At 40.7% G+C, this 12632-nt stretch carries 11 protein-coding genes; 10 read left to right on the plus strand and 1 reads right to left on the minus strand.

Translation table 11 applies throughout. From position 1 onward, the window contains the following. Nucleotides 1-97: 97 nt before the first annotated feature. The gene (locus M0Q51_03480) at nucleotides 98-1168 is read right to left on the minus strand and encodes a hypothetical protein (GenBank protein ID MCK9399045.1); all 1071 of its coding nucleotides are present in this window, start codon (nucleotides 1166-1168) and stop codon (nucleotides 98-100) included. Nucleotides 1169-1408: 240 nt separating this feature from the next. Here M0Q51_03480 and M0Q51_03485 point away from each other — a divergent pair, with 240 nt between their 5' ends. From M0Q51_03485 to M0Q51_03530, 10 genes are all read left to right on the plus strand, one after another. Further along, nucleotides 1409-2296 carry a hypothetical protein gene (locus M0Q51_03485; GenBank protein ID MCK9399046.1) on the plus strand — a complete coding sequence of 296 codons (888 nt, stop codon included), beginning with the start codon at nucleotides 1409-1411 and terminating at the stop codon, nucleotides 2294-2296. Nucleotides 2297-2330: 34 nt separating this feature from the next. Further along, nucleotides 2331-3821 (plus strand): T9SS type A sorting domain-containing protein, encoded by a 1491-nt coding sequence (locus tag M0Q51_03490; protein MCK9399047.1) that lies wholly within the window; start codon nucleotides 2331-2333, stop codon nucleotides 3819-3821. A 105-nt stretch (nucleotides 3822-3926) separates the two neighbouring features. Further along, nucleotides 3927-4742, plus strand: coding sequence for an Fn3-like domain-containing protein (locus M0Q51_03495; protein ID MCK9399048.1), 816 nt, complete (start codon nucleotides 3927-3929; stop codon nucleotides 4740-4742). Between the two features lie 8 nt (nucleotides 4743-4750). After that, complete coding sequence (locus M0Q51_03500) at nucleotides 4751-5938, plus strand: toxin-antitoxin system YwqK family antitoxin (protein MCK9399049.1); 1188 nt, start codon at nucleotides 4751-4753, stop codon at nucleotides 5936-5938. Then, entirely contained in the window at nucleotides 5935-6504 is a 570-nt protein-coding gene (locus M0Q51_03505) for a hypothetical protein (GenBank protein MCK9399050.1), read from the plus strand. Before M0Q51_03500 ends, M0Q51_03505 begins: the two co-directional genes overlap by 4 nt. A gap of 309 nt (nucleotides 6505-6813) precedes the next feature. Next, the gene (locus M0Q51_03510) at nucleotides 6814-7446 is read left to right on the plus strand and encodes a hypothetical protein (GenBank protein MCK9399051.1); all 633 of its coding nucleotides are present in this window, start codon (nucleotides 6814-6816) and stop codon (nucleotides 7444-7446) included. A 120-nt stretch (nucleotides 7447-7566) separates the two neighbouring features. After that, nucleotides 7567-8193, plus strand: a complete 627-nt coding sequence (locus tag M0Q51_03515) for a hypothetical protein (protein MCK9399052.1) — start codon at nucleotides 7567-7569, stop codon at nucleotides 8191-8193. Between the two features lie 42 nt (nucleotides 8194-8235). Continuing rightward, a complete protein-coding gene (locus tag M0Q51_03520; GenBank protein MCK9399053.1) occupies nucleotides 8236-8868 on the plus strand; it encodes a hypothetical protein in 633 nt (210 codons plus the stop codon). Then, entirely contained in the window at nucleotides 8865-12191 is a 3327-nt protein-coding gene (locus M0Q51_03525) for an SPOR domain-containing protein (GenBank protein MCK9399054.1), read from the plus strand. Before M0Q51_03520 ends, M0Q51_03525 begins: the two co-directional genes overlap by 4 nt. Continuing rightward, nucleotides 12166-12627, plus strand: coding sequence for a hypothetical protein (locus tag M0Q51_03530; GenBank protein MCK9399055.1), 462 nt, complete (start codon nucleotides 12166-12168; stop codon nucleotides 12625-12627). Before M0Q51_03525 ends, M0Q51_03530 begins: the two co-directional genes overlap by 26 nt. Nucleotides 12628-12632: the final 5 nt, after the last annotated feature.

Here is a 12632-nt window from a genome sequence, read left to right on the forward strand (position 1 = left end):
GTCGTTGATTTCTTTTACTATGAGGTAAATCCTGAACACCTTCCACCACCATTCCCCCATGCCTCCCAGCCTCCATGCTTCCAACTAATGCTGATTATTATCTTACCATTCTCCATCCGATGTAATCAATTTCAAGTGTTTTGCTCAAATTCCCTGAAGTTTTTTCAATTTTAAAAACCCATTTCATCGGATCATTGGGACCAGGTATAGTATTAGCGATATCAGAAGTGGCTACCAGCACATCATCAATGTAAAAGTCAACAATTGTACTTCCTACATTTACTATTGCTCTTAATGAGTACCATTGATTAACAACCAAAGTAACGCCGGTGTTAAGATTTGTCGTAGAGGCACTTCTTTTGGTAGTTGCCATCCAATGTCCGCTGTTTATACCGTCTTCAAACCAGAAATAAACTCCATTTGTGGGTTCACCAACTGGCACGGTGCCCTGATAAGTAATTGCATCAGGGCTAGTAATAGCGGTAGCTAAATCCGTTAAGCCAAAATATGCTCTGAAAGTCGAAGTTGCTAAAGTGCTGCCGGTTGGTATCCTAACCCGGGCTTCAAAACTAAGCTCTTGATTACCCAGTCTCAGTTTATTAACATGATAAAATGAACACAACGCTACTCTGGGAGGATTTGGAGGTGTAGCTGTACCTGTAGTTAAAACATAACGGCCTAAATAATCACTTCCCCCCGTTCCAGGATTATCAACATATCCTAATGCACCATTATAAATTGTAGTTCTCACTGGTCCAAAGGCAAGTTGATTATCCATATTTACTTCATAACCACCGGGATCCCACATTTCATGATAAAGAAAATCCTCAAAACCATCGAAGTTTAAAGTCGATGTTGAAGAACTGTTAGAACCAGAAACAATTCCCACCCAGTTCTGCGTCGGATTATCCCAATAATAAAATCCGGGGGTATTAAAGCCTGCGGTAGTCGTGAGGAAAACCAGCATGCTTTGTTGGTTAGCAGTCGGGTTTGTGGCCGGAAATGCGCTTACCCGGGGAATAAGAATTCCATCCTCATTGGTTGGAGCTATACTGTCTCTGGCTCTGATATCTAATACGGCTTGAGGATTGGAATTTCTTACACCAACCTGGGCGAAAGCCATGGTGCCTGAAATTACAAAAGCCATTATTATAGATATCCTTTTCATATTTTTAGGTACAAAAAATGCTTGGTTAATACCTGGCTTGTGCCTTTTATGGAGATAAAGATTCTATTAAAATTTAAAATGCCAATAATTTTAAAAAAAGCGCATTGACTAATGCCTTTATCAATAAAATTGAAAAAAGTAATATGCAAAATCCGGAACAGACCGGTATTATGATATATTATCATATTACTTTTTTCAATTTTATTGATAAAGCAATACCAGACATAAAAATCAACTGCAGTGAAAGCTCTGAAAAACCTTTCCATTACTGATTTATTGAATGGAAAATTATCTTATATGCTATTCTCCATGGCAACCTTCGGGTTATTTATTGGTTTTATCATCCCCGATAATAAATTAAATGACCTTGAAAAATACCGGCTGAAAGGAAGTGTAAAGTCGGTGATGGAAATCAAATATTCCCTGGCAGAAGAGGCTGATAGTTCCCTGAAAGATAAAGCCATATTTCTGAAATACACCTTATTTGATATAAATGGCTACGAGACAGAAACCATATTATTTAAATACGGGGATGAATACCTGACCTCAAAATACCTCTTTGGGGCTGACGGCAAACAGGTGGAAATGAATGAATATAACCCCGATGGAACCCTTAATCTGAATGTTATGTACAAATATGACGATAAAGGGTTCAGGTCAGAGGCAATTTACAATTGGTCAGAAAGCTGGAAAATCGGGGAAATTGCCGATAATACGGATTATTATTATGAAATCATCCCAAATGATATTTTTACTAAAGTTCTTTATAAGAATGAATACAGGGGATATTGCATTGAGGAAAATTATCTGAAAGCAGACAGTAGTCTGTCGTTTAAATTCGTTGCTAAATATGACTTCCGGGGCAATAAACTGGAATCGGGCTATTTTCATGGGAATGGCAGATTGTCCTGGATGACTAAATACAAATACGACCGTTACGATAATCTGATCGAAAGTCGTGTATATAAAAGTAACCGGATCGCTGTCATATCCGAATATAAATATCAGTTTGATGCAGTCGGAAACTGGGTGATCCGTAATGAGGACAGGGAGGTGCATGTAAACATCCTGACTGCAGGCCTGGATCGTGCAAATACTGTTACAGAAAGAAAAATAGAATATTATTAGTTCTAAAACCCATATTGTTTTTATTTTCCTGCTCATGCTTGGTATGTCTGGCATAGTCATGAATGCCCAGGAGGTTACCATTGCACCGGGTGGTTATATAACCGTGAAAGAAAACGGTGTATTATATATCGGAATGGACCTTCTTATACAATCCGTCCCTGATTCTTCCGGTTATTTTGTGGACCATTCTTCGGTTGGCGGTTTGACGGTCACGGGTGATATTACAGTCGAAAGGTATATGACTGCCGATGTGTGGCATAATATGGCCTCCCCGGTTAGTAACGAATCAAGCAATTGTTTCACGGGAACGGACCTGGTGTTCTACTATGACGAGACCTTGATCCTGAACGCCTGGGAGTTCGGATGGGTTTGGTACTCAGGCGCCACCGGTGGACCGTTAATGGTATTCAGGGGGTATGATGTCTACTTTGACACTATTCCCGTTACGGTGAATTACTATGCTACCGGAACCGAAACCCTAAACACAGGACCCTATACTATTTCCGTAATTAACACTAACTCAACACCGGGCGAAATTCCCTCTCACAAAGGCTGGAGCCTGTTAGGCAACCCTTACCCTTCGCCTGTCGACTGGCTGGCAAGCACGGGATGGGACAAGTCGGACATCAATGATGCAAAATATATCTGGGACGGTACCAATGATATCTATACTATTTTCATTGGCGGTGGAGCACCGATTGGTATTAATGGAGGAACGCGCTTTATCCCATCCAGCCAGGGCTTTTGGATACAGGCCATTCAGACCGGCAGCATCGGGATCAATAATGCCGTGCGCCTGGGCGACATAACCGGGACACCCGATTTTTATAAGGTTGAACCTATTGACTACCCGATGGTAAGCCTGGTAGCTTCAGGAAATGACTTCAGTGACGAGATTATCATCAGGTTCCTGGATGGAACCACAGAAGGATTTGACGTGAATAAGGATGCGTCTAAATTATTCAGCTTCATTGAAGATGTCCCCCAGATCAGCATAAAGGCCGGCAATCAAATCCTTGCTATAAACACCCTCCCGGAACTAAAGGACAATCTTGAAGTATTATTGAACTTTCAATGTGGAAAAGCCGGATATTACAAAATCAGCTTAACTAAAAGGACTAACCTGGATCTTAATACTAAAGTATATCTGAAAGATGAACTGGAACAAACGATCATCAACCTGACAGCAGATTCTGTTTATGGGTTTTATCACAAACCTGCAAATGATATAAACAGGTTTAAGATCTATTTTAATCCATCTGCCGATGTCCTGAATAACATCACCCCGGAATCGTATTTTACAGTTTATGTAGAAAAAAACATAATTACCATTTTAAAGAACACGGTTCAGCATGTTTCCGGAGAGATAGCCATCTATAATATGCTTGGGCAGCCCGTATGCCGGGAAATCCTTGTTAATGAAGATAAATCCAGTATCAGGGTTAACCTTCCCACCGGGTATTATATCGTCAGTATCATAACAAATCAGCACGTTTCTAATTCAAAAATTTTGATCAGTAACTAAAATAAAAGACAACCATACATTTTTCATTCAATATAACATGTTTATAATTAATTGCTATCTGAGATCATAATTGACGATAAATTGTTAAATTTGGAAAAAAAACTTATGAAAAGCACTAAGTACCACCTGTTACTTGTAGTTTCTGTTATCGCTTTCTTATCTTACGTAGATTTGAATGCCCAGGAACTGGAAGTCTCCCCCGGGACTTTGACATTTGCTACCAATCCAGGCTCCTCACAAACCCAACAAATTTCATTGAGGAATAAAGGAAATACTGAACAATCATTTATTTTCAACCTGAACGACTGGCTTACTGATGAAGCCGGGGAAGTAAAATATTTCAGCCCGGGCACAACCGCCCGTTCCTGTGCCGACTGGATAACCGTTTCACCCGCTCTGGTCACCCTGCAACCTAATGAGTCAGCAACCATTAATGTCACTATGCTTGTCCCTAATGATAACCCCTCTACAAAATGGGCGGTATTGTTTATTCAATCTGCTGTGGAGCAAACGGGACCTAAAGCGGTTGATAAAGAAATGGCATTGGGGGTCCAGCTAGCCCTTAGAATTGCTGTAACCATTTATCAGTCACCAGCCGGCAATACCCTCTATAAAGGAAGTATCGAGGGATTGTTGGAAAAAGTCGGCGATGATAATACCAGGAAATACTCAACGCAGGTAATTAACCTGGGGGATAAGGTATTGAATTGTAAGGTGTATTTTACTGTTTCAAACCTTGAAACAGCAGAAGAGTTTACATCAACTCCCACTGAGTTTTCTCTTCTTCCCGAAACCAGTAAAAAAGTTGAGTACACCCTTGATAAACCCCTGGCAAAAGGGCGATACTCCGTTGCAGCTATCCTGGATTATGGCTTCAACACTGAACTGGATGGCGTACAACTTGATATTGTTGTCAAGTAACACCTTATATGAATAAGCGGTGGATATTCACCCTGCTTGCCTTTATATCGGTAGTCAGTTTTTCCCCTGCACAAACAGTGCAATTTACCGATACTGCCTATCATAATAATAATGATAAGACCATCAAGTCGATCATTCATTACCAGGTCCATCAAAACGACACAACCAAAGAAGGACCGGCACTTTATTATTATGTAACAGGCAGGCTCTGGCAGAAAGGCTTCCATAAATATGATAAAATGGACAGCCTTTGGGTGATCTATTATGCTAATGGCCATATTAACAGTGAAAAATCTTTCGATGAAAGCCTTAAAAACGGAGATTTTGTAAACTACTATGAAAATGGGGTGGTAAAAACCCGGGGGACATATTCCAACGATTCACTGACCGGACTGATGATCTTATATTTTGATAACGGGCAGGTGAATGAGACCCGTAACTATCAGGGTAATAAGCTAAATGGGCTAATGACGGGTTATTATCCCGGCGGAAATTTGAATTACCGGATCAACTTTGCAGACAGTTTGCAAAATGGGTTGTATGAAACCTATTATCCTTCAGGCAAACTAAAAGAAAAAGGCTTAATAAAGGACCGGTTATTTTATGACGACTTCAGGTCTTATTATGAAAACGGCCAGGTTGAAAAAGAATTCAGCTATAAAAACAATGTCATTGAAGGCCCTTATATCGTTTATTATGATAACGGCCTGGTTATGACCGGCAGCGCTTACCTTAACGGCAGGTTAGAAGGGCTTAGCCGGCAGTTTTATAAGGACGGGAGCCTTTATGAAACCGGCCTGTACATTCAGGGAAAAAGAGAGGGGACCTGGACTACCTGGTATCCTGATTCCACCTTATATATGGAAGGACGATACGAGCAGGGTATTACTGCCGGGCTGTGGAATGTCTATCACCCAAACGGCCAACTGAAGCAGACAGGGGTGTATAAAAACGGGATCTCAGAAGGGCCTTGGCAGTTTTTTTATGACAATGGCCAGGTAAATATCAAAGGTTCGTATATTAACAATGAAAAGCATGGAAATTGGGTACATTTTTATAAGAATGGAAAAGTGAAAATGGACCTTTACTATAATATGGGTAAACTTGAGGGAATGCTAACAGCTTTTGATGAGGAAGGTAACATGATAGAAAAGGCTGAATACATGGATAACCAATTGATCAGAAAAATAAAGTGAAACGCAAACTGGCTTTTCTTGCTTTGCTTTTGTTTTTAGGTGCAGGAAGCTTAAAATCACAGGATATCCCGCCGCCCAATCCCGGGCTGTACATAAATATTGTTTCCGGTTACAGCATCGAATTTGTTTTTGATGAAATCGATGAATACATAAATGGCATCATGAATGCCGGGCAGCAAACTTTTATCCGTATCGGGGCCATTTATGACTGGAAGTTGCAGTTTAAAGCCGACCAGATGATTTTTACGGGTACCAATGATCCGGCACACCAGATGGAACTAAACAATGTAGGGGTGGTTGTCAATTCAATTGGGACAAACCAGGATGACGGCAGCAACATTACCAACAATGCCAAAACTGTCCCTGTTGCGCTGGAAAGTAGCGATGTCACGCTGCTCACGAAGGGGTATCTGACCAATAAAGGCTATGGCATCGAGAATTCATTTACCATGAATTGGGAAATGGGCACGCGAAACGGGAATATGAACCAGACGAGAATGCTCGATCAAATGTTAGCGGCTGATTCATATACGTTAAATATTATTCTCACCTTATCAGTTTATTAATTCGACTTATACTGCCGCCCCGATGGTGCTTCTGTCACAAAATTATAGCAGGCAACCCCTTATATTCTTATTTAGACAGATTATTAATTAAATTAATATACCACAAATATGTAACCAATCATTTTATTTCACGTAAAATTTTATTAACAATAATGCCCTTTACTTATTTAAACCTGGTCTAAATTAGATGCCAGCCTTTAAATTTAACCTTGAAATGAATAACCTTTGTTCAATCAAGCGATTAATATTAACTGAACCACCATCCTAAAAAATTGTTAATAAATTTTTCAAAACTTAAAATTAATTATTATGAAAAAAATTGTACTTCTTTTAGGATTGTTGTTTGCCATGCAAACAGCGCTGATGGCGCAGGACACAACAGGTACTGTTTATTTTCTTGCCCATTTGCAATCCACATTTAATTTAATCATTGTGAATGGCGGATCACAGGAAATCTTTTTTATAACTCCTGATGATTACAACGATGGTGTTACTGAACTTACAACCGCTCCCAGTGGTATTAATGACGGGGTTACGCAGATTCAAATTGAATCAACCAATAACTGGAAATTGACAATTGAGGCCGATGATTTTGGTCCTATTGCACCTACCAGCGGTGGTGATATTCCTATCAATAATCTTGGTGTTACTATTACGGCAAATGGAGGTTACGATAATGGTTCTGGCGAAGTTGTTTATACAGCATTACCAGGCTTTCCTCAGGGATTAAGCAATGATGCTGAGGACCTAATTTGGCACGGAACTAATCCTAATGCTGGAGATATCTTTGACAATGATTATACTTTGCACTGGGAAATGGGAACGCATGTAGCGGGGACTACCATGAACCAAGCAACCATGTTCGATCAATTGGCTGATGTAATTTTTTCTACAGGTGATTTCGAAACGACAGCTACCTTAACCTTGATTCAACAACCATAAACACATTTTTTAAGGAATGAAAAAGGGAAATACAGTTTAGCACTGTGTTTCCTTTTTCATCCTGACTGACCATTTGTTATCTGTGTTAAGATCATTTATAAAACCCAAAAAATGATTACTATGAAAAAAATTATATTGCTCTTCGGTTTGTTTTTTGCCCTGCAAACTCAAACAACGCTGATGGCGCAGTTAGGAGAGGACGCTGAAAACGTCATCTTTAATGCTATTTTAAACGGCGCATTTAACCTGGTCGTACAGGATGGCGATGTCCAGACAGCCACTTTTAACTCGGCTGATGATTATAACTTTGGTATTTCTGAATCAATCGGAATACCTGGTATTGATCCGGGATTTACGACAGTGGCCATGGAAGCGACCGGTAACTGGTTTCTGAAAATCAGCGCCCCGGATTTTACACCTATTACTGGTTCAGGCAACATTCCTATCAATAATCTTGGTGTCTGGTGCGAAGCGACGGGAGTACATCAATTTGGCACCGAAGTTACCTGTGCTTTCCAGACCGCTGACGCTGCCCTCGGATTGTTAAACACAGATGTGACACTGATTGACCTCCTGACTGAAAATAGCGGAGATCAGACAGACAATTTATTCGTCTTGCACTGGCTCATGGGAACCATGCAGGGTGGCATGAACCCCGCCAGCATGTTCAGTCAATTATCTGACAGAATATTCAGCCAGGGGACCTACACTACCACCGTTGTATTAACTATGACAGAGATACCATAAAAGTCCTTTTTTTGTTGACTGATTATTGTTATCTTTGGTAAAATGAAAACCCTTTCCGGGATATGGTATATTACATTGGTTTTACTGCAGTTGCTGATCTTTTTTAAGCTATCGGCCCAGGAGACGCCCATGCTGATCAATACGGAAGCCAGGCTTGATAATATACTCCTGCTCAAAATGACCCCTGAAAAGTATGTCGAATTCGGAATAAAAAAAATTAACGAGAACCTTTACCAGATCACCAAGCAACCCGATGATGTCATGTTCAGTGTGGAATCAACGGGCAGTTGGAACCTTTCGATATCTTCAGCAGACGCTTATTTTACCGGGAAAAATGATTCGACACACAAAGTACCGGTTGACTTTATAGGCTTATATGTTGAAAATACCGGTACTAACTGGGACAACGGGCTTTTCTCCAATATGGCCAATGCCACCAAAGACACTATCGTTTACCTGGCACCGGAAAAAACCAGTCTTTTGGAGAGCGGTGTACGAGGTAACATTGGCGGATCTTCACAAAATTCATTTATCCTGAGATGGAAGTTTTTTTATGAAGATGATGCTTTAAAAATCAGAAAGTTTACTGATTTCGACATTAATGACGATAATTACAGGGTTGGATATTATATCACTTTATCAGAAAGTACGGCGAATGGCAAAATCGATCAGTGACTTTCAATCAAAATGCGGTTAAACCCGATATAAATAATTTGCAAATCAGCCTGAAAATTGATTATAAGATATTCATCTATATCGGGCTTTCAATATTATGGCAGCCCGGCCTGAATGTAACGGCTCAAGCCCTGGTTCAGGGACCTGATGACCAGGTATTGGCTGCTTCTTTTATAAAACCGGAGATCTTTCAAAAAGCAGGGCAATTAAGTTTTAATGTAGTCCGGATCCGCAATCTTTCTGATACTGCCGTCCGGTTTAAACCCATATTTATCCTTCCGGCAGGCTGGGCCCCGTTCAGCGCTCCTTTCAGGGACACTATCGTGCCACCGGATGATTCCATCTCACTGTCATTCCGGTTTCAATTACCAGTGCAGGTGAGTTCTGAAATAAAACATGAAATCTTTTTTCGCGCTTATTCCATGCAGAATAAATTGCTGTCAGAAAGCAGCTTTATTGTCCATCCCGAGGTTTATCATGATTGGGATGTAATTTTACCGGATAAAAGGGTGTTTTTTTATCCACGCATGAACCTGGCGGAGTTTGAGCTACTCATTCAAAACAAAGGGAACACGGCTGAAGTGATCAGCCTGCTTATTGAGCCTGATAATAAAATAAACCTGAACAACATCGGGGATTGGAAGTCAGGGCAGGACATTTCACTGGCGCCATACCAGGATACCCTCCTCAAATTTAATGTCAGGTACACTTTTTCCGAAAACCGGGTTTTCGATATCAGCAAGGTTCAGATACATGCTTCCGCCGGCGGCAAAGAGATACGCAGGGCATTATTGATTGAAAAGTATAATGATACCTACGCTCCCTTTTATGTTGACCGGGCCCTGCCACATCAGACGGAGGTGGGGTTTCGTACCTTTAGCAGGAATGACCGTTTACTCCCCTTTATTAAAGCAAGAGGTACATCTACTTTTAATAACAATAGTACTTTTCAGTATAACTTTAATTACTATGCGCTGACCGGTAATGAAGACTTTATCAGTAATAGTTATTACAGTTTTTTATATAACTGGAAATCGCTGAAAGTTGGCTTAGGCGCCTTTAGCTCATCATTAGGCCGGAACCTGTATACCCGGCATGGCTTCATGATCTCTAATGTAATCCGGTTAAGCCCTTCATTCAGCCTGGAAGCATTCGTAAGCCAAAGCTTTTTAACACCAAAAACCAGCGTCGCTGTTGGTTATACCATTGAGAAAAATAAGATCAGTTTTCATGGCTCGGTTTCCTATGATATTGATGATGAAAAAAAAGTGAACACGGGTTCCGTGATGCTGCAATCAAACCTTATCACTTTGAAAAAGGGCCATGATATCAGTTTTAATTTATATGGTTACCACGAAAACCATTACCTGACCAAAGATTACACTTTAACGGGCTTTGCCTGGGATATCAATTATCATGCAAGAATAGGCGATGCAGTAGCGATCCAGTTAACCAACAATTATGGTTCCCCGAATATTCCCGGCGCCCAGATGGGACTCCTCAAATTTGGGGCTACTTCAATATTTTTAGTTGGAAACAAAAAAAAATACTTTTCAGTTCAATATATTAACAGCTCCCGGAAATACCATGCCTACAATTTCGAAGGCGACAAACTTCCCAATGCTAAATTGTCTGATCAATATGCCAGTATATTATTTAATTCCCGTGATAACCCCAATCACACCTGGGAGGCCGGGCCAAGCATTGAGTTTTATCATTCACTGAGGACTTCACAATCCACCGGAGGTGCAATTGCAGAATACACTATTCAAAAGTTACGGTTTGAATACAAGGCAGTTATAGTGAAAAAATTAACGCTCAACCTGAAAACAGGCCTGACTAATATTAATATTAAAGAAACGACAGAAATTAATGAACAAAGATATGACTTCCATCTCCTGGGAGGTTTAAGTTTTAAAAAAGGATATGGCGTTTCATTCGGTTACGATTACGGCCCCATGGTGAACAGCGGTTTATACCAGTTTGCAGGAGATGCAAAAAACCACAGCTTTAACATCGGGCCCAGCATAACGACCACCTATTTTAAAGAACGGGTGAGCTTTAACTTATTTGCCAGTTTTATTTACCGGTTCGATCTGCAATACGCTTCTTTCAATATCAATCCAAAAATTGAAGCATTTTTATTCCGCGACTGGTATGTTGTGGCAAGTGGAACCTACCACTACACCCAGCAGCAGTACCCGGAATTTCAGACGCGGAACTCATATACTTATTTTGAATTGTCGGTCAAAAAGAGATGGGGGAAATCTGACTTTAATAAATGGCAAAAGGATACGCGCCGGTTAAGAGTTGTTTTATTTAAAGATGACAACGGAAATGGCGTTAAAGAAGAACTGGAACAGGGCGTGCCTTTTGTTAAAATACGTTTGAAACTGACCAACTCTGACAATCCGAATATCAGCACACAGTTCCCGGTAGATATAATCCTGCTTTCCAATGAGGCAGGAGCTGTCAATTATAACCGCCTCCCGAAGGGATTTTACGAACTTACCATTACCCCCCTCAGTGATGTGAAAGAGTATTTCTACGTTAACAGAAGTGCGGAAAAACTTGAGCTTTCAAAAAATGCAACTTATTATATCCCTTTCCAGAAAGCAAATAAAATATCGGGTAAAATTGTTTTGCAACGTCAAAAGTTCATTAAAGCAGGAGAAGAGTCATTTGACCTGACCAATATTAAAATAACTGCCTACAACAAGCAGGGAAACAGTTTTTCTTCCTTTACCCTTGAGGATGGCAGCTTTACCATTTTTGTACCGGGGAATAACATATATTACGTTAGAATGGGAAATGTATTCGGTAGTAATTTTAAAATTCTGCAGAATGATATAAACATAACCATACCTGATTCGACCAACAACCAGGTAGTATTTAATGTAGTTGAAATTTCCCGTCAGGTCAGATTTAAAGAAGCCAGGCCTGCCCAGCCCGATACCTTACGGCCGGCTCCATTGAAAATTAAAGTATTACACGGCAGGATTTATGAAAACTCCAGTGAGAAAGCCGTTGACAAAGATGCAATTCCGGAGTTTAACATCCGGGTTGCTCCTCCCCAAGAACAAAAAATGATAGCCGGTAATTATTATATAGTGGTGGGTGATGCTTCCAACAGGGCAGAAGCAATTAAATATAAGAAGATCATAGAGGAAAATGGAATAAATGCTTACCTGGGCTATGACGAAGCAAAAGATGAATATTATGTGTTCACTAACTATTACCAAAATAAGGAAGAGGCCCGAATAGAATTAGAACGACTCCAGAAAGCGAGATTAAAAGATGCGGAGGTCATTAAGTTTGAGTAGCGTAGCGGCAAGCCTCCTCTACCAGGGAGGGATGAAAATAGCCCCGGGTGCAACCGGGGAAATGAAAGGGGCATTCAATTTGAAAGTCCCGAAGGGACGAATGAAAAGGCTGTTTATTCTGCCGTCCCGATGGGACTTGGCAACAATAGGCCGGCTTTCCAATCCCCGGACGATTGTCCGGGGCTATTTTCAATTGTCCCTTGCGGGACATCGTCAAATCGCTAAATCGTTATATCGTTATATCGCTACATTGTTATATCGTTATATCGCTAAATCGTTATATCGTCCAATCTTCTGCGCCTCCTGCCAGGGAGGGATGAAAATAGCCCCGGATGAAATCCGGGGAAAAAAGGAGGTAATCCATATAAAAAGTCCCGAAGGGACGAATGAAAAGGCTGTTTATTCTGCCGTCCCGGATGGGACTTGGCAACAATAGGCCGG

The sequence above is a fragment of the Bacteroidales bacterium genome (genome assembly GCA_023229505.1).
In the GTDB taxonomy this organism is placed as follows: Bacteria; Bacteroidota; Bacteroidia; order Bacteroidales; family JAGOPY01; genus JAGOPY01.